General features: G+C 26.2%; 23 protein-coding genes and 1 tRNA gene. 4 read left to right on the plus strand and 20 right to left on the minus strand.

Going from position 1 to position 19715, the window contains the following annotated elements; genetic code table 11:
* Nucleotides 1-72: 72 nt before the first annotated feature.
* The 15 genes from ftsX to QZ321_RS07830 all read right to left on the minus strand — a co-directional run bounded on the left by ftsX (nt 73) and on the right by QZ321_RS07830 (nt 12794).
* On the minus strand, nt 73-963 hold the full coding sequence (gene ftsX / locus QZ321_RS07760; RefSeq protein ID WP_291741481.1) for a permease-like cell division protein FtsX: 891 nt from the start codon (nt 961-963) through the stop codon (nt 73-75).
* Nucleotides 953-1639 carry a cell division ATP-binding protein FtsE gene (gene ftsE, locus QZ321_RS07765; protein ID WP_291741479.1) on the minus strand — a complete coding sequence of 229 codons (687 nt, stop codon included), beginning with the start codon at nt 1637-1639 and terminating at the stop codon, nt 953-955. Before ftsE ends, ftsX begins: the two co-directional genes overlap by 11 nt.
* Before the next feature lie 108 nt (nt 1640-1747).
* Complete coding sequence (locus tag QZ321_RS07770; RefSeq protein ID WP_291741477.1) at nt 1748-2587, minus strand: YitT family protein; 840 nt, start codon at nt 2585-2587, stop codon at nt 1748-1750.
* 25 nt (nt 2588-2612) lie between these two features.
* Nucleotides 2613-3461 (minus strand): YitT family protein, encoded by an 849-nt coding sequence (locus tag QZ321_RS07775; protein ID WP_291741475.1) that lies wholly within the window; start codon nt 3459-3461, stop codon nt 2613-2615.
* Between the two features lie 188 nt (nt 3462-3649).
* A complete protein-coding gene (locus QZ321_RS07780; protein ID WP_291741473.1) occupies nt 3650-4594 on the minus strand; it encodes a transketolase family protein in 945 nt (314 codons plus the stop codon).
* Nucleotides 4594-5418: a transketolase gene (locus tag QZ321_RS07785; RefSeq protein ID WP_291741470.1), complete on the minus strand. Its 825-nt coding sequence runs from the start codon at nt 5416-5418 to the stop codon at nt 4594-4596. Before QZ321_RS07785 ends, QZ321_RS07780 begins: the two co-directional genes overlap by 1 nt.
* 263 nt (nt 5419-5681) lie before the next feature.
* Entirely contained in the window at nt 5682-6035 is a 354-nt protein-coding gene (locus QZ321_RS07790) for a type II toxin-antitoxin system PemK/MazF family toxin (RefSeq protein WP_005212255.1), read from the minus strand.
* Nucleotides 6036-6043: 8 nt separating this feature from the next.
* Entirely contained in the window at nt 6044-6304 is a 261-nt protein-coding gene (locus QZ321_RS07795) for a hypothetical protein (RefSeq protein WP_291741467.1), read from the minus strand.
* A gap of 348 nt (nt 6305-6652) precedes the next feature.
* A complete protein-coding gene (locus QZ321_RS07800) occupies nt 6653-7261 on the minus strand; it encodes a germination lipoprotein GerS-related protein (RefSeq protein ID WP_291748620.1) in 609 nt (202 codons plus the stop codon).
* A 121-nt stretch (nt 7262-7382) separates the two neighbouring features.
* Complete coding sequence (gene acpS, locus QZ321_RS07805) at nt 7383-7763, minus strand: holo-ACP synthase (RefSeq protein ID WP_291748623.1); 381 nt, start codon at nt 7761-7763, stop codon at nt 7383-7385.
* Between the two features lie 89 nt (nt 7764-7852).
* Nucleotides 7853-8152, minus strand: a complete 300-nt coding sequence (locus QZ321_RS07810) for a DUF6514 family protein (protein ID WP_291742649.1) — start codon at nt 8150-8152, stop codon at nt 7853-7855.
* 285 nt (nt 8153-8437) lie between these two features.
* Nucleotides 8438-8797, minus strand: coding sequence for a single-stranded DNA-binding protein (locus QZ321_RS07815; RefSeq protein WP_291742645.1), 360 nt, complete (start codon nt 8795-8797; stop codon nt 8438-8440).
* A gap of 122 nt (nt 8798-8919) precedes the next feature.
* Nucleotides 8920-9771 (minus strand): YihY/virulence factor BrkB family protein, encoded by an 852-nt coding sequence (locus QZ321_RS07820; RefSeq protein ID WP_291742642.1) that lies wholly within the window; start codon nt 9769-9771, stop codon nt 8920-8922.
* 55 nt (nt 9772-9826) lie between these two features.
* Nucleotides 9827-12139, minus strand: coding sequence for an ATP-dependent DNA helicase (locus tag QZ321_RS07825; protein WP_291748627.1), 2313 nt, complete (start codon nt 12137-12139; stop codon nt 9827-9829).
* Between the two features lie 67 nt (nt 12140-12206).
* Nucleotides 12207-12794 (minus strand): DUF1836 domain-containing protein, encoded by a 588-nt coding sequence (locus QZ321_RS07830; RefSeq protein ID WP_291742636.1) that lies wholly within the window; start codon nt 12792-12794, stop codon nt 12207-12209.
* A 445-nt stretch (nt 12795-13239) separates the two neighbouring features.
* Between QZ321_RS07830 and QZ321_RS07835 the strand changes: the two genes are divergently transcribed.
* Nucleotides 13240-13485 carry an AbrB/MazE/SpoVT family DNA-binding domain-containing protein gene (locus QZ321_RS07835; protein ID WP_133015918.1) on the plus strand — a complete coding sequence of 82 codons (246 nt, stop codon included), beginning with the start codon at nt 13240-13242 and terminating at the stop codon, nt 13483-13485.
* Nucleotides 13486-13606: 121 nt separating this feature from the next.
* Here the strand turns inward: QZ321_RS07835 and rsmI are convergent, their stop codons facing one another.
* The 4 genes from rsmI to QZ321_RS07855 form a co-directional block, all read right to left on the minus strand.
* Nucleotides 13607-14452 carry a 16S rRNA (cytidine(1402)-2'-O)-methyltransferase gene (gene rsmI, locus QZ321_RS07840; protein ID WP_291748629.1) on the minus strand — a complete coding sequence of 282 codons (846 nt, stop codon included), beginning with the start codon at nt 14450-14452 and terminating at the stop codon, nt 13607-13609.
* A gap of 4 nt (nt 14453-14456) precedes the next feature.
* Nucleotides 14457-15197 (minus strand): tRNA1(Val) (adenine(37)-N6)-methyltransferase, encoded by a 741-nt coding sequence (locus QZ321_RS07845; RefSeq protein ID WP_291742631.1) that lies wholly within the window; start codon nt 15195-15197, stop codon nt 14457-14459.
* Nucleotides 15198-15295: 98 nt separating this feature from the next.
* Complete coding sequence (locus QZ321_RS07850; RefSeq protein WP_294196542.1) at nt 15296-16507, minus strand: NlpC/P60 family protein; 1212 nt, start codon at nt 16505-16507, stop codon at nt 15296-15298.
* 285 nt (nt 16508-16792) lie between these two features.
* A complete protein-coding gene (locus QZ321_RS07855; protein ID WP_294196544.1) occupies nt 16793-17095 on the minus strand; it encodes a hypothetical protein in 303 nt (100 codons plus the stop codon).
* A gap of 144 nt (nt 17096-17239) precedes the next feature.
* Between QZ321_RS07855 and QZ321_RS07860 the strand changes: the two genes are divergently transcribed.
* Nucleotides 17240-17315: transfer RNA gene (locus QZ321_RS07860), tRNA-Pro, on the plus strand.
* 62 nt (nt 17316-17377) lie between these two features.
* Entirely contained in the window at nt 17378-18019 is a 642-nt protein-coding gene (locus tag QZ321_RS07865) for an HAD family phosphatase (RefSeq protein ID WP_291750413.1), read from the plus strand.
* An 89-nt stretch (nt 18020-18108) separates the two neighbouring features.
* Here QZ321_RS07865 and QZ321_RS07870 read toward each other — a convergent pair whose 3' ends face one another.
* On the minus strand, nt 18109-18855 hold the full coding sequence (locus QZ321_RS07870) for a peptidylprolyl isomerase (RefSeq protein ID WP_291750411.1): 747 nt from the start codon (nt 18853-18855) through the stop codon (nt 18109-18111).
* A 148-nt stretch (nt 18856-19003) separates the two neighbouring features.
* On the opposite strand from QZ321_RS07870, the gene QZ321_RS07875 reads away from it, so the two are divergent.
* Nucleotides 19004-19465, plus strand: a complete 462-nt coding sequence (locus QZ321_RS07875) for a peroxiredoxin (protein WP_291750409.1) — start codon at nt 19004-19006, stop codon at nt 19463-19465.
* Nucleotides 19466-19715: the final 250 nt, after the last annotated feature.

A 19715-nucleotide genomic window follows, 5' to 3' on the forward strand; every position in this document is an offset into this window, starting at 1 on the left:
TAAGTAATGAGTTGTAGTTTTAAAATAATTTCTATATTTATTTATTTTTACCTAATTAACAAATTCTATATACTAAACAACTAAGAATTTTCTTAATGCAAATATACTTCCTATTGCTCCAACTACTATACCACCACCAACAAAAGATGCTAATAAAGTTGTTAAAACAAATTGTGGCTGTACTAAGTTTACTATAAACATAGATGAAACAATCCACTTAAATACACCATTATATGCAAAGTATAATACTAAGCTTGATGCTAAAGAACCTATTGCACCAATTATTATACCTTCAATAACAAAAGGCCATCTAATAAACCAGTCTGTTGCACCAACAAACTTCATTATTCCAACTTCTCTTCTTCTTGAGTATACTGTAAGTTTTATTGTATTCATTATTAAGAATACTGATACTCCAACAAATACTATAAATAATCCTATACCTACTATTTGTACTACATCAACAAACTTACTTATTGTATTAATTACATCTTGTTGATTTCCTATTCCTTCAACACCAGTCATACTTTCAACTGATTTAGCAACCTCTTCTGCAAATGAAGGATCATTTAAATTAACAACAAACGAACTTGGTAATGGATTATTAGTTAAATCATATCCTTCTAATAATCCAGCATTATTACCTAAATTTTCTTTTAAGCTTAAAAATGCTTCATCTTTAGATTCATATTTAACTTCACTAACCTGTGGGTTTTCCATTAACTTAATTTCTATTTCTTTTTGATCAACTAATTTTATATCATCTTTTAAATATACTTGGATTTGAATTTTAGATGCTACATCTTCTATACTTTTATTAAAATTTAATGCTAATAAAGTAAATGTACCAAAAACAAAAAAAGTTATTAATACAGTTATCATAGCAGCAATACTGATTGTCCTATTTCTTTTTATGCTTTTTAAGGCATCAACTATAAAGTAATTTAACGTGCTAATTTTCATTTTCGTACATCCCCTTCCTATCATCTCTTACAACAATTCCTCTGTCAATAGCTATAACTCTCTTTTTCATATTATCTACTATGTCTTTTGCGTGAGTTGCCATTAGTATAGTTGTTCCAGATTTATTTATATCTTCTAATAATCCCATTATTTCATTTGCTGTTTCTGGGTCTAAGTTACCTGTAGGTTCGTCAGCTATTAAAACATCTGGATTATTAACTATTGCTCTTGCTAAAGATACTCTTTGTTGTTCTCCTCCAGATAATTCATTAGGAAACATTTTATATTTATGAGATAATCCAACTAAAGATAGCACCATTGGTACTCTTCTTCTAATTTCCTTTTGTGAAGCTTCTACTACTCTCATTGCAAATGCAACATTTTCATATACATTTAAAGTAGGTATTAATCTAAAATCTTGAAACACCATTCCTATTTTTCTTCTATAATATGGTATTTGTTTTCTAGTAACAGTAGATAAATCTTTACCAGAAACTATAATTTCTCCCATTGTTGGATCTACTTCTTTTAATAACATTTTTATAAAAGTAGATTTACCAGCACCAGATGGTCCAACTAAGAAAACAAAATCTCCTGAATTTATTTTTATATTTACATTTGATAATGCTTTAACATTATTCTCATATATCTTGGACACGTCCTTAAATTCTATCATAAATAACACCTCTTACAACTTTAACTTTAAAAACTATACAGACATTATATCATACAAAAAGTCATAATACCAACATTAAAGGCCTATTTTCCTAATTTTGCTACATTTTTATTGAAAATCTGCAAATCCTTTTCCTAAAACTTCTATTGATTCATTAACAGTTAAAAAGGCTTCTGGATCTATTTCTTTGACATCCTTTTTTAAAGATATAAATTCATTTGAGCTTAAAACTGTGTATATTATTTTTACATCACTTCCTGTATATCCACCATTTCCATTAAGAACTGTACATCCTCTATCAATTTTTTTAATTATATGATTAACTATGGCCTTTTCTTTTGATGTTATTATAAATACTTGCTTACATCTATTAAATCCATCTATAAATTTATCTATAACTAATCCAATTAATATTACACTAAAAAATCCAAACAATCCTTTATCTACACCAAATACACTAATAGCCATTATACAAACAAGTGAATCTGTAATAAGTACAGATATCCCTATACCAATAGGTGTAAACTTACTAATAATTGCAGCTATAATACTAGTTCCACCAGTAGATGCTCCTTGATGAAAAACAATTGCTGCACCCATTCCTAAAATTATTGATCCAAAAAAACTAGCTAAAAACATATTTTCAGTTAAAATTCCTGGAGTAAAAAATTTCTCAATTACCCACATAAATACCGAAAGCATTACTGTTGCATAAATACTCTTTCCTCCAAAAGATTTTCCCAAAACAAGAAAAGCTAAAATAAAAAGAAAAATATTAAGCACAAATACAACTATACTAGTATCTAAACCTACTAATTTATTTATTACTAATCCTATACCTGACACTCCACCTGCTGCTATATCACTAGGAAAGAAAAAATATTCTAATGCTAAGGCAGTTAATGCTATTCCTATAGTTGTAAGTAAATATTCTTTAATCTTTTGCATAATTATCTCCTATCGTTTTTTAATTTTAATCATCATCTATACCCTTGAATCCTTCTCCCATAACTTCATGAACTTCTCCAACCGTTATAAAAGCATTTTTATCAATACCACTAATGTGGTTTTTTAATTTTATAAATTCACTTCTATCTAAAACTGTATATAATAAAGATGTATCATTTCCAGTAAAAGCACCAACTCCTTTTATAAAAGTACACCCCCTTTCCAAATCATTTAATATATAATTACTTATTTCTTTATTTTTAGGGCTTATTATTGTAATTTCACTTTTAACCTTAAATCCAGCTATTATTTTGTCTATAACAACTCCATTTATTATAACAGCTAATAATCCATATAATCCAATATCAATACCAAAAGTTATAGCTCCTAATAGAGTAACTAAAAAATCAACCATAAGCAATGATTTACCTATATCAACATGGAAAAATTTATTTAAAATCTTAGCTATTATATCTGTTCCACCACTTGAAGCATTAGCATTAAATACTATCGCCATTCCTCCAGCTGATATTAGAGTTCCAAATATAGTTGCAAGCATTAAATCACTTGTTACTGTAAAGTGAAAAAAAGTTTGCATTATCCACATAGATGTTGATAATAAAAGACTACAATATATACTCTTAGCCCCAAACTTAGCTCCTATTACTATTAATGCAATTACAAATAAAACAGCATCCATAATTAAAACAAGCGGTCCAATTGATATAAATGGTATGTAATGATTTATAACAATTGCTAATCCTGTTATTCCTCCTGCTGCAATATTATTAGGATCAAAAAAATACACTACGGATATTGCAACTAAAAGTATTCCAATAGTTATTAATAAAAAATCTTTTAAATTTTTATTCATAAAAATACTCCTTACAATTTTAAACTACTTGTATTATTTTTCCTCACTCCATATTTTTTATCCTAGTTGATTTAATATCCTTAATCATTATATTCAACTTTAATCAAGTATGATTTTTTAGCATAAAAAAACTGCGACTTAAAATCGCAGTTTTAGTGGTAAATAGCTGTTTTGTGGTATATAATAATCTATTTTTTTAGGGTAATTGCTTGTTTAACTTTATTTACTATATCTTTTGATGTTAAGTTATATGCCTTTAATAATTCATCTGGCTTTCCACTTTCACCAAAAGTATCGTTAATTCCAACCTTTAAAACTGGTACTGGATAATTTTCAGTAATAACTTCTGAAACTGCTGAACCTAATCCACCAATAATGCTATGCTCTTCAGCAGTTACTATAACACCTGTTTCTTTAGCAGACTTTATAATTAATTCAGTGTCTAAAGGCTTTATTGTATGTATATTTACAATCTTAGCATCAATTCCTTCTTTTGCTAAAATATCTTTTGCTTCTATTGCAGCATCAACCATTATTCCTGTTGCAATTATAGTAACGTCTCTACCTTCTGATACTACAACACCTTTTCCTAATTCGAATTTGTAAGTGCTTTCATCATTTATAACATTAACAGCAGCTCTTCCTAATCTTACATAGCAAGGTCCATCATACTTAGCTATAGCCTTGATTGCAGCCATAGTTTCAACTGCATCTGCTGGTGAAATAACTACCATGTTTGGTATGCTTCTCATTAATGATAAATCTTCAACAGTTTGATGAGATGCACCATCTTCTCCAACTGTTAAACCTGCATGAGTGGCACAAACTTTAACATTTAATTTTGGATAACAAATTGAATTTCTTATTTGCTCAAATGCTCTACCTGCAGCAAACATTGCAAATGTACTTACAAAAGGAATTTTTCCACAAGTTGATAATCCTGCTGCAACTCCCATCATATTTCCTTCAGCAATACCCATGTTAAAGAATCTTTCTGGAGAAACTGCTTTAAAATCTGCTGTTTTAGTAGATTTAGATAAATCTGCATCTAATACTACTACATTTTCATTTTCTCTTGCTAATTCTGCTAATGCTTTTCCATATGCTTCTCTTGTAGCGATTTTCTTACTCATTATCTGTCTCCTCCAATCTCAGCTAAAGCTTTTTCACATTGCTCTTTACTTGGTGCTGTACCATGCCATCCTGCTTCATTTTCCATAAATGATACACCTTTTCCTTTAACAGTTTTACATATAATAACCGTTGGCATACCCTTACATGATTTTGCCTTTTCTATAGCATCTATTATTTCATCATAATTATGTCCATCAATAACCAAAGTATTCCATCCAAATGCTTCAAACTTTTTATCTATTGGTGATGGATTCATAACCTCTTCTATATTTCCATCTATTTGTAATCCATTAAAATCTACAAAGGCAGTTAAATTATCTAATTTATAATGAGCTGCGCACATAGAAGCTTCCCATACTTGACCTTCTTCTAATTCACCATCACCTAAAATAGTATAAACTCTATATGACTTATTATCTATTTTTCCTGCTAATGCCATTCCTACAGCTGAAGAAATCCCCTGACCTAAAGAACCAGTTGACATATCTATTCCAGGTAAACATTTCATACTTGGATGACCTTGTAATCTTGATCCAAGCTTTCTTAAAGTATTTAGCTCTTCTACTGGAAAAAATCCTTTTCTTGCTAATGCACTATATAAAACTGGGGCAGCATGACCTTTTGATAATACAAATCTATCTCTATCCGGATTTTTTGGATTGCTTGCATCTATATTCATTTCTTTAAAGAAAAGAGTAGTTACAATATCAGTTGCTGATAAAGATCCACCTGGATGTCCTGATGCTGATTCTGTTAACATTGAAACTATATCTTTTCTTATTAATTTAGATATTGATTTTAATTCTTCTATATTATTAATCATTTAAAAGCCTCCATTTTAATAATTTATATTAATATATTCTATTATACTCTTGAATTATGTAAATTAATCAAATTTATTTTAATATGTAAATTAACCAACTCCATTTTAACATAATAGATTTCATTTGTATACACTATTTTTTATTAAAGTATACTTTATTTATTTTTAATTGTATATCACATTTATGATTATTATAAGTATCAAATAAAAAATAAAAAGACAAAGCAATTCTACTTTGTCTTTTCATCTATTAAATACAATATTTAAGCTAGACTTATACTTATAAGTAATGATTTATCTACTTTTTTCATATCCGCTTCTGTCATATGACCTATTTTTTCTTTAAGTCTTTTTTTATCTAGAGTTCTTATTTGCTCTAATAAAACAACAGAATCTCTATTTAACCCATATTCCTCTGATGAAATCTCTACATGTGTTGGAAGCTTGGCTTTATTAATTTGAGAAGTTATAGCAGCTACTATTACTGTAGGACTATACTTATTCCCTATATCATTTTGTATAATAATTACTGGCCTAATTCCACCTTGCTCAGAGCCTATAACAGGACTTAAATCTGCATAAAAAATATCCCCTCTTTTTACAACCATAGTCGTCATTAAAAATATCACACTCCGCAAAGCCATTTCTCATATTCATTTATATCATCAAATTTGTATTTAAGTGACCTTTGTGATGAATTAGCATCGTATGAAAGTTCTAAATTAATTTTCGACATTTCTTTATAGCCATTTTTCATTAATTCAAAAAACTTACTTGCTTCATTCTCCTCACTATATACTATTAAACTATCTTTAATAAATTTACTACTTTTTTCAAAATCATTTTTAAATTTACAGATTATTGTATTATCTATTTTTTTTGACATATTTGACCTCCTAGGAGTTCTATTTGGAATGTAATAAGAAAATTATATTTCAAAATATGTCATTTTGCAAATAGAAATGTCACTATCTGTATAAAATTTATATTTTTTTACAAAAAACTAATCTTTTATGAGTATATTTTTAATTATTATTTCTAAAATAATTAATATGTACTTAGATTATCACCACAATTAATACAACTTGATTTAACTAAATACTACACTGGCTAAATTTTCTTTGTACTATTTATCTCTATTTAATCATTTGTTTCTTATGTTCTTATCTTATTTAAACTTTGTATAACGAATACTGAATTTATATTCAGTATCCATATTTTATTTTTAAAAAAACTAGTTAAATAAATTTTCATCAATATCTTTAACTATTTTAAAATCTTCATAAACTATTCTTACAGAATCATTTCCATCTTTATCATAAATTATAATTCCAATAGGAGTTCTAAGCTTTTTATTAATAAAAATTCTTGCACTATTAAAATGCTCATTATTTAAAAACAATTCTGTATCTACTTGTATATATATTTTATCTCCCCACTCTTCTTGTCCCTCTTTTACTGAGTCACTTATTAATGGATAAGATAATATGTTATTCATAAATGCTATCGAGTGAAGTATGTCCATGTTGCTTTCAATTACATATTCACCAGTAGATGAATTATCTTTTACATAAATTCCATCAGCTTTATAAATTTTAACTTTATCATTAAACTCAACCCTTACCCCTTTATCTTTTGAATAATATTGAAATGTATCTTCTCTCTCTTCTCCTTTGCTATTCTTAACTATGTACTCAACTTTTGTTTCATAACATTTAATATTTTTTAAATCTCTAATTATATCCTCATTGTTTGGCGAAACCATTCCTCTAAATATAACAACAAGAAAAATAGATATAAAAGGTATGATTAGTAATAATGTTATAATAATTTTTTTCTTCATAGATCCTCCAATAACCACTATTTCATTATTACTAATATTAAATAACTATATATTTTATTCTTAATTTATCATTAAGCTGCTTAAAAAAATATTATTTATGTTAATTTTTACTATATAAATATTATGTAGGTTGATGTGACTCTAGTACTACAAATGCAATTGCACAACTTCTATTATGAGAAATAGAAACATTAAATTTATAATTATTAGATTTTATTAATTCTTTTACCTTATTAGATACCTCTACAAAAGGTTTACCTAATTCATCTCTAAATACTTCTATATCACTTAAAGAAAATCCCCTTACACCAGTTCCTATAGCCTTGCTCACTGATTCTTTTACTGCAAAATTACCTGCAATACTCTCTGCTCTAAAATTTATTTTAGCTAATTCTTTAAGTTCTCTCTTAGTAAATATTTTTTCTAAAAACATTGGTGTATTGTTTATCGCCTTCTCTATTCTGTCTATTTCTATTATGTCTGTTCCAATTCCCAATATCATTAAATCACCTCTTTTGTTAAACTATACATCCATAAGGATAATTTAATTATCTTTTGTATTGTTACCTTATGTAAATATAATCTTAGAAATTAAAATTCAGCCGCACATAAATCCGAATATTCACCAACTATATCAACTAAGTGAATAGGAGAAACTAAATTATTAAATAATAATACTAATATATCGTTTGCTTTTTTTTCTTCAATAGCAACTAAACTTACATAATCTCTTTCTAAGTTAATTACTTCCCCATCATTAAAGTCTTGTCTTTCAATTTCTATACCAAAAGCTTGTCTATTTCTTATCATTTTTTCAGTCATTCTATAAATATATTTAACTTCTCTCTCATCAATATTAACAATCTCGCTTAATGTTTTATTTATCTTCATACTGCCTTATCCCTCCACATATTATTAATAATTAATTAATAATTAAACAATAACATAAATTAAATTAAAATTATGTCAAATGGTGGAGTCGCTAAAAATAAAATTTTCCTTACTATTCAACATAATTGTAATTTATTACACTTTTTTTATTGAATATTATAAATTTACTTATTAATCATGTTATTTAAAAGGTTAAAATAATTGTCGAAAACTATAATCGCAGAAAAAAACTTATTATATAATATAAAAATAAAGATTGCTAAAAGCAATCTTTATTTTTATAATTTATTCTTCACCAATAACTTCATTATTTTCTCTAACTTCTCTTTTGTTTCCAACAAATTTAAAATCTTCGGCAACAACTTCTGCTATATATTTTTTATTTCCTTGTTTATCTTCATAACTTCCTGTTTTTAGTCTTCCACTTAAACTAATATAGCTTCCTTTAGTCATGTATTTACATACTACTTCAGCTTTTCTTCCCCATATAGTTACAGGAATTAAATCAGCTTTTCTAGTTCCATCAGCAGATTTAAAATTTCTATCTACCGCAATTATGAACCTTGTAAAAACTTTTTCACCATTATCTATAGTTTTTAGTTCAGGGTCCTTTATAAGTTTTCCTAATAATACTATTTTATTCATTTAATTACACCTCCTGAATACTTCATCTTTGAGTATAACCACTTCATTTTTTTCTATTCATTGGAAATTTATAATTATAATGATATTTCTAAAATATTATTAGATTCAATATTTATTTAAAATTATTTTACTGACTCAATTTTTCTTATAACAATAATAGAATTAATTTCCCCACCTGTAATTAAAATTATGGAAGTTAAATATAACCATGTTATTAGTATAATAACAGCTCCTAATCCTCCATATATTTTGGAATAATTACTAAAATTATTTATATAAAATGAAAATCCTAAAGAAACAACTAGCCAACCTACTGTACAAGCAATAGCTCCTGGAAAAACTTCTTTCCATTTAAGTCTTTTTGATGGAGTATATCTATATATACTTGCAAAAATTAATATCATCATAAATATGACTAATATATATCTTAAAAAATTCCATATCCTATATACAATTATAGGATGTGGTAGATAGGATGCTATTAAATTTCCTATTAAACCTCCAAATACTAATAATATTAAAGTCAACAATATTACAAATGCTAATGAAAAAGTACAAATTATAGCTATAAAAGCTCTCTTTATAAAAGATCTATTTTCATTTAATCCATAAGCCTTATTTATCCCCTTAATTACTGCTCTAAAAGCTGAAGAAGCAGACCAAACCACTAATAACAAAGAAGCTCCTAATAATCCAGTATTTTGTTTTTCAATAACTTCTATAATTACATTATAAATAAGTTCAAATGCACTAGTAGGTAACATAGCCCTTAATGCACCTAATACCTCCATAGAATCTAAATTACTAAATCCAATTAAAGTTAATAAAAAAATTAAAAAAGGAAAAAATGATAATATTAAATAATATGCTAGCTGTGCGGCTAATGCAAAAATATCATCATTTTTTATTTTAACTATAAAATATATTATAAACTTAAAGAAACTTTTTTTAATATTAGTCTCTTTTTTAGACATTATATCACCATATTTCCTTTCCGGTTTATTAACATATAAACCACTAACATTATAATTATTCTTTATTAATATTAAATATAAATTTTTTTATATTCCATTCACTAGGTAAAAGATATTTATATTTTAAATTATCATACCTTTTATCCACTAATAATATCCTACCTTTATCATTCTCCGTTCTTATTACTCTTCCTGCTGATTGAATGACTTTATTTATTCCAGGATAAGTATATGAATAATCAAATCCATTTGAACTAAAATATTCTGCTATTATATTATTTTCAATAGAAACCATTGGAAAACCTACTCCCACTATAATAGCTCCTATTAATTTATTTCCCGGTAAATCTATACCTTCTGAAAACATTCCACCTACAACTGTAAAACCAATAATGTTATTATGATCATTAAAATATTTTAAAAATTCCTCTTTCCTATCTTCTGATAAGTTTTCTTCTTGTATTATAGTTTTTTCTTTTCCGTATAGCTCTATGTATCTTAAATACACCTTATATAAGTAATCAAATGAAGGTAAAAATGCCATATAATTACCTTTTGCTTCATTAATAAATTTATTTATAACATTACACAATATATCAATATTATTTTCTCTATTAACATATCTCATATCTAATGGATATAAATATGTTAATAAATTTTCCTTATTAAATGGTGAATCAAATTTCAATTTTACGCTTTCATCATCTCCCCCTATTAAATCCACATAATATTTTACAGGAGACAACGTTGCCGAAAATATAATACTTGAATAAGAGCTTTTAATAACCTTCCTTAAATTTTCAGCAGGATTAATACAAAATATTTTTATAATAAATTCATTTTTATCTTTTTTTAATATAGTTGTATATCCTTCATTATATAATTCACTTGCTGAAATAAAATTTCTTACTTCATAATAAAAATCCAATACTTCTTCGTATCCCTCTGTTCCCTTACTTTTTAATAAATAACTATCTGCTTCTCTAATAAAACTCCTTAATAACTTTATTAAATCTTTATACTTTTCATTATCATATTTAAAATTTTTATTTATCTCTTCTAATTCTCGTCTTATATGTATCATCTCTTTATTTATAGAATTAGAAATCTTATACAAGTTAGGAACCCTTCCTTTTATAATCTTATTAACAGACATTACTTTACTTTTTTGTAAAGTACAACTATACATTTCTCTTGCTCTATTAACAAGATTATGTGCCTCATCTATCAGCAATATATTATCTTCATTTCTATCTTCAAATATCCTTTTTAAACTAACTCTTGGATCAAATACATAGTTATAATCACAAATAATGCCATCGCACCAATTGCTTAAATCCAATGAAAGTTCAAATGGACATACTTTATATTTATTAGCATATTTAATTATTTCATTTCTTAAAAATATACTATTACTCTTTATCAATTTTATTATTACAGCATTTATTTTTGTAAAATAGTCTTTTGCATAAATACAATCATCAGGATTACATTTTACTTCATTATTAAGGCATATTTTTTCTTTTGCAGTTATAGTTACTACCTTAAACTTTAAGTTATTTTTTAATAATATTGTATATGCCTCTTCTACTACAGTTCTAGTTATTGTTTTAGCAGTTAAGTATATTACTTTTTCTCCCATTCCTTCTCCTAATGCCTTTATTGCTGGGAAAATAGTTGAAATTGTCTTTCCTATCCCTGTAGGAGCTTGTGCAAATAATACACCTTTTTTTCTTATATTACTATAGCAACTTATAGCAAAATTTCTTTGTCCCTTTCTATATGACTTAAATGGAAATTGTAATTCTTTTATACTTTTATTTATCTCTATTTTAAGTTCTTTATTTAATATTAATATACTTAAGTATTTATTAACTATTTCGTTTACAAAACTCTCTAATTCATTTAAATCATATACTTTATCAAATGACCTAACCTCATCTGTATTTATATTAAAGTAGCTAAGTCTTATAGTTATGTCCTTTAAATCATTATCTACACAATAAATATATCCATAAAACTTTACCTGTGCCCAATGTAATAAATTATAATCTTCATATAAATAGCTTAAGTCAGTATGTGTTGATTTTATTTCTTCTATAATTATATTTTCTTTTTCTTTTATAATTCCATCAGCTCTTCCTTCAACTAATAATGTTATATTATCTTTTTTAAACTCATGCTGCATCTTTACTTCTTTTTCATAAAATTCATATATTAGCTCATTATTTTTTTGAAGTTTTCCATGTGCAACTGTTCCTTCTATAGCTCTCCCCTTAGATAAAAATCTATCATCCAAACTTCCTGATTTTAAAACATATTCTATTATTCCCCTAACTGATTCTTTAAACATTAATTTTTCATTCATAAATCTTTCCTCTCTTATATTATTTTATTATAACAAAAAAGCTACCAATTAAATCGGTAGCTTAAAACTAAGAATGATATTCCTTTACTATTTTTTGAACTAATTTTTTAATAGCACTAGCTTGAGCTATTAATGACAATACTATAACAAAAGTTCTAATACTATTTTCATCTTTTTCATCTAACTCTAATTCTTTAATTATAGAATCCAACTTTTCATCATTTATCAATGTAGCATTTAAATTTTTATCTAAACTTTCTTCTTGAGTTTCAAAAAATAACTTATATGCTGTTTCCCAATCTATGATATCATCTGATCTATCATTTATTTCATTAAAAGCTAAACTAAAAACCTTTTTAATTTCTTCTGTTGTAAGTATTGGCCTCATATAACTTAATAATACAAGTTGAACTAAATGTATCTTTGTATACCCTCTCTTTTTACCATCCTCTGGCTTACTAATAACTTCACTTTTTATATAATTTTGAACTATATTATTAGTATATTTATCTTCAACAAACTTATCATTTAAAAAATCTATTACTTGAGATAAAAAAAGATCATATTTAGGTAAATCTTCATAAGGTATCATTGATGTATTTGATATTTCTTCTTCAATTTTTTTTATATAATTATTATCAATCTTATTAACCATATTATTTCACCTCATTCTTGTATAATTCAATAGTTATATTATATAGTAACTATAAACTCGTTACAAGTTACTTTTTTCTATTTTATACGTTATTTTTTTATTATAACCCTAATTCTTAACATATATTATAAAAACTATTCTTCAAAATATAGTTTTTTACTTTTTTTTCTTATTTTATTTTTATATATTTAATTTTTTTAAACTTGTCCATTGCAATTCTACAATATAAGTGCACAAGCCGTGTCTTATTATGTTTATTTTGTCATTTATTTTATAAAATTTTATTGACTTTTCAAAAATATGGTAGTATAGTTTAATTATGAATTAATTTAACGAGAATTTTGTAATTAAAACTTTTTTTTAAAGTTTATTATTGACTTTTAATTACATATCTGGTAATATTAATCTGCTAAATGTCGAAACTTGTTTTAAGGAGGAATTTAAAATGAAATCAACTGGAGTTGTAAGAAGAGTAGATGAACTAGGAAGAATAGTTATTCCAATAGAATTAAGAAGAACTTTAGATATTGCTGAAAAAGATGCTTTAGAAATATATGTAGATGGTGAACAAATCATACTAAAGAAATATGAACCAGCTTGTATATTCTGCGGTGATGCTAGAGATGTTGTTAATTACAAAGGTAAAAACATCTGCAAAAACTGTATGGAAGAATTAAAAGTTGGTAAGTAGTTAATTATTACTATACATAATTTTATTAAATAAATAAGGAGCTGTATCATATCTAAAACTTTTAGTCTAATATGAGTACAACTCCTTTTATTTATATATTTTATAAATAAATTACTTTAATTTATAAATTAATCGCTATTTTATAAACTTCCTTTTTAGGAAGATCTCTTTCCTTAGCAACTATCTTTATTGCTTCTTTCTTATCAATTCCATTATTTATTAAATTAATTAAGTGTTGCTCAATTGTTATTCCGCTAAGTTCTTGCTCCTTTTCAGCTCTAAACTCCTCTTCACTCTTACCTGAAATAACTAATACAAACTCACCTCTTGGTTTATTATCTAAAAACCAATTATAAGCTTCTTTAATAGTTCCCCTATAAATATCTTCATGTAACTTTGTTAATTCTCTACAAACAGCTATATTCCTATCCCCTAATGTTTGTTTTAAGTAATCTAAAGTATCTATAAGCCTATGTGGTGATTCATAAAAAATTAGTGTTTCTTTTTTATCCTTAATTTCCTCAGCTAATATTTTTCTTTCTTTAGTTTCTCTTGGAATAAATCCTCTAAAAATAAATTTTGTAGTATCTAATCCGGAATAAACTAAAGCTGTTGTAATAGCTGTTGCTCCTGGTAAAACTTCAAATTGTATATTATTTTCTATACACTTTCTAACAACTACACTTCCCGGATCTGATATTCCTGGTGTACCTGCATCAGTAACTATTGCTATATTCTTTCCCGCTTCCACTTTAGATAATATTTCATCACTTTTCCCTTGCTCATTATGTTGATGATAACTAAAAAGAGGCTTTTTTATATTAAAATGATTTAATAATTTTAAACTTTGTCTTGTATCTTCAGCTGCAATTTCATCTACATTTTCTAATACTTCTAATGCTCTTAAAGTTATATCCTTTAAATTACCTATTGGTGTAGGCACTAAATATATCTTTCCATATTCCATATAATTACTTCCTTCCATAAATACGATCTATTTCTTCACTATAATTTCCATTATCATCATATACATATAGTGTTTCTTCCCATTTTAAAAACGCTCCACCATCTCTTTGACCTTCTACTAAAACTATATTAGGTGCTTTTTTAGTATTAGGTTGAACCATTCTAACTCTCTTAGGCTCTATCTTATATTTTCTCATAAGCCCAAAAATATCGGCCAATCTCTCTGGTCTATGTACTATAAACATTCTTCCATTATCTTTAAGTAATCTTCTAGCAGCTAAAATTACATCCTCTAATGTACACATAACTTCATGTCTAGCTATTGCTAATTTATCATTAGGATTAACTATTCCAGCATTATTTAATTTATATGGTGGATTAACTGTAAGTACATCAAACTTACCTAAAGAATCTAACAATTCTATATTCTTTAAATCACCATGAACAAATTTTACTATATCAATAGTATTATTAAGTATGGAACTTCTATTAGCCATTTCAACCATATCCTCTTGTATCTCAAGTCCTATAATTTCCTTAGGTGAATATTTTCCATAAGCTAAAAATGGAATTATACCTGTACCTGTACATAAATCAATAACTCTATGCTTATTTTTTATATTTGCAAAATGAGATAATAAAACTGCATCTACTCCAAACCTAAATCCTTGTTTCTTTTGGATTAATTTTAATTCATTTAATTGTAGGTCATCAATACCTTCATCAATATTTATATTAACGTTCATAAAACACTCCTCACTAAATTATAAATTAAGTAATTTCATTATACATATTATATACAAAAAAGACTAGGATTAATAAAATCCTAGTCTTTAATTATAAACTATACTACTCTTCTTGCTGTATAGAATTTATATACACTTGAAACCTTAATTACATCACCAGTGCTTGGTGCATGTATCATTTGTCCATTACCAACATATATTCCAACATGTCCAGTATGAGGGAAAACTAAGTCTCCTGGTTGCAAATTATTGTAAGATACAGGTACTCCCACATTTATTTGATCATATGTTGTTCTTGGTAAATTTACTCCTGCTGCATTTCTAAATACATATTGAGTGAATCCAGAACAATCAAATCCCGAAGGGCTTGTTCCACCCCATACATAAGGAGTTCCAAGGAATTTATATGCATAATCCACAATTGCATTGCCAGTTACAGATACTACTGCATCTCCTCTATTTGGTTTACTAGCAGAATTCGCTGCTTCTATTGCTGCTTGAAGTTGAGAAACTTTTTCTTTCGCAGCTTCAATTTTATTATTTATCTCTTCCTTAACTATTCCACTCTTAATTTGGTTATCTCTTATATTTCTTAATTGACTAATAGCACTATTTAATTCATCAATTGAACTTGAAGAATTTCCTATAACAGAAAACTGTGGTTCAACTAATTTTCTTTCTGAAACTGCTAAAAATTCAACTTCAAATTTAGCTTGTTCAGCTTTAACCTCAGCAACCAAACTTTCTTGTTGAGCCTTCTTAGATTCAAATTCATCTAAAGATTTTTTAGTTTCTTCATTAACTCTTGTAAGTTCTTTTTCCTTTTCATCTAAAGATTCGATTTTTTCATTAAGGGACTGCTGCTTGTCTTCTAATTCTTTAACTATTTTTTTATCTATGCTTACTAATCTATTAGTTGATTCAATTTTGCTAATTAAATCATTAAAACTATCAGCACTAAATAATAACATTATGTAACTACTTTGTCCACCTGACTTGTATAATTCTCTAATTCTTTTTCCTAAAACTTCTTCAGTCTTTTCAATTTCTTCTTTAGCTGTTTGTATTTCCTTTTGTGTATTTTCTACTTCAACCTTTATTTGTTCCATTTGAGCATTGTTTGATTCAATTGTTTGAACTAAAGGTTCTATTTCTCCATTTAAAACGTATATCTGATTATTTATATCCTCTATCTTTTGTGTTAATTCATCGTATTTCTGCTGATTTTCTATTACTTCTTGATTTGGTGTAGCAAAGGCAGGCATTGCTGAAGTAACAACTAGAGTTGCAGCTAATACAGCTGATATCATACTTTTCTTCATGTTATCCGTAAGGTCTTTTGACCTTCCCCCTCTCCTTTGTATTCCTTAACATTATAACACTTATGGAAAGTTTGGACAATGGTAAATTTTAAAAACCACTACTTCATTAAAATTAAACCTATATTTATTATACGTTTATTTATAAATAATCACTTTTTATACATATAGTAAAATTCTATGCAATTAAAAAAACTATAAATTTATATTAAAAAATTAATTTTTTAATATAAATTTATAGTTTACTTTTATAATTTAAATATTTTGTTTCAAAATTTACTTTCTAATTTTCTTATTTAATATGTACTGAGTTGTAGATAATATAGCTATACACATAACAAATACAATAACTATAGTTTTGCTAAGTGCTCCTAAAACAAAAGCAATAATAGAACAAATTAATCCTACTGCGCCAATTGCTATATTAGTGTATCCACTAATTTTCATTGCTTTAACCTCTCTGTATAACTCCTTGTCATTAGTATCAATATTTTTTATATACTTATTATTTAATAAAAATGTTCCCAATAATATAAACCCTAAACTTCCTAGAAACATTATTAAAAATGTAATATTCATATAGAATCACCTCACAAAATATTTATAACAACAAAATTATAACACAATAATTAAAAAAGTATCTTATACAACAAATAAATAAAATATATTTAAATAAAAGTATTGACATATCCTTAAGTTATTAATATAATATTAAATGTACTTCGGGGTGTGGCGCAGATGGGAGCGCGCGTGGTTTGGGACCATGAGGTCGCAGGTTCGATCCCTGTCACCCCGACCAAAGAGATAGGTTATTATCTATCTCTTTTTTGTTATGCAAAATATAATTTAGGAGATGATTATTTGAATAACATAAAAGCTGCTATATTTGATTTAGATGGAACTCTTGTTGATTCAATGTGGGTATGGAAACAAATAGACATTGATTATTTATCATCAAAGGGACATGATGTTCCAAATAACTTAAATGATGAAATTACACATTTAAGCTTTTCTCAAACAGCAGAATATTTTAAAAAAAGATTCTCAATAGAAGATTCAATTGAAGATATAATGAATACTTGGGATACCATGGCATATAATCATTACAAAAATAATGTAAAACTAAAACCAAATGCTCTTAATTACTTAAAAAAACTAAAAAACTCTAGAATAAAATTAGGACTAGCTACTAGTAGTTCTACTTCATTATTAACTGCAACATTAATAAATAATAATGCTTTTGATTTATTTGACGCTATAACAGTAACTGATGAAGTAAAAAAAAGTAAAAGCAATCCAGATATATATTTATTAGCAGCGAAAAAACTTGGTGTTAGGCCTTCTGAATGCATGGTATATGAAGACATAATAGCTGCTGTTAAAGGTGTAAAACTAGCAGGCATGAAAGTTACTGGTGTTTATGATGAACATTCTAAACATCAAGTAGATATATTAAAAAAAGAATGCGATAATTACATATATAGTTATGAAGAATTACTATAATTTAGATTTTATGCTAGCCAAAAAATCACATGTACAAATAAATTATTTGTACATGTGATTTTTAAATTATAAGTATCTATATGTTTAAATTAAAATCTTTTAACGTCATATTTAGCTTCAAGTTCTTTCATTAAATCTAAATATTTCTTCTCCTGGTTTTCTTGAATTAATCTTTGAACAATTTGTCCTTTAACCTCATTAAATTCTGAAGGTTTTTGTTCATTTTTTGCATCAACTTTAATTAAATGATATCCAAATTGAGTTTGAACTGGTTCACTTACCTTTTCTAATTCCAATCCAAAAGCAGCTTCTTCAAATTCTGGAACCATCATTCCTCTACCAAACACTCCAAGATTTCCTCCTTGTTCCTTAGAAGGACATGTTGAATATTGTTTTGCAGCCTCTTCAAAAGTTAACTCACCATTTACAATCTTATTTTTAACATCATTACATAATTCTTCATTATCAACTAATATATGCTTTGCAGATACTGTAGCTGGCTGATCAAATTCATTTTTATGTTCATCATAATACTTTTTAGCATCATCGTCTGTAACTGTTACTTCAGCTAATACTTTATTAATTGTTAATTGAGTAAGTAAATCTTTTTCAACTTGAGCTAAATTAGCTTTATATTCTTCTGTCTCATTTATTTTCATTTCAGTTCCTAATTTATACATTAAATCAAATGAAATCATTTGCTCTAATAGTTGCTTTCTTCCCATTTCAGAATTAAACATTCCTCTTTTATCTGCTGGATATCTCATTATTATTGCATTTAAATCATTTTCTGTTATTTCAATTCCTGACACTGTTGCTAAAACTTTATTTTCCATATAAATTTCTCCTTTTTTATATATAATATATATAATATATATAATTATAACAGATTTTTACCAATGTATACAGTTCCAATTATCTTATTGATTATATTTTTTAACTATTATATAATAATTATTATTATATAGCTTTAGGAGGGTCAATATGGTAGAAATTAATTCCTTAGTTCCTGATTTTTCATTAATGGGTTCTGATAATAATGAGCATAAATTAAGTCAATATAGAGGTAAAAAAGTCATACTTTATTTTTATCCACGAGATAATACTCCAGGATGTTCAACCGAAGCATGTGACTTTAGAGATAATAATGTAAGCTTTAATGATAAAAATGCTATTATTATTGGTATAAGTAGAGATTCATTAAAATCTCATGCTAAATTTACTGAAAAATTTAATCTTCCTTTTATACTTTTAAGTGATGAAAATGAAGAAGTTTGTAACTTATTTAACGTTATAAAAGAAAAAAATATGTATGGTAAAAAGGTCATGGGAATAGAAAGAAGTACCTTTATAATAAATGAAGAAGGTATTCTTGTTAAAGAATATAGAAAAGTTAAAGTTAAAGAACATATAAATACACTTCTTGACGATTTAAATAAATTATAATAAACATTAAAATAATTAAAAAAATTAATATATTTTAATTATTTTAATTGCTTTCTTCATCCATTTAAAGTTTTATAGTAAATTTAAATAGATGAAGGAAGCCTTTTTGTATATTAACCTCTAAATTAATCTTACATTACATATCAATAATTATCATTTTATACAATAAAAAAATCACTAACTTACGTTAGTGATTTTCCTGGTGGCTCGACCAGGAATCGAACCAGGGACACGAGGATTTTCAGTCCTC

The sequence above is a fragment of the uncultured Clostridium sp. genome (genome assembly GCF_910588715.1).
Classification (GTDB): domain Bacteria; phylum Bacillota; class Clostridia; order Clostridiales; family Clostridiaceae; genus Clostridium.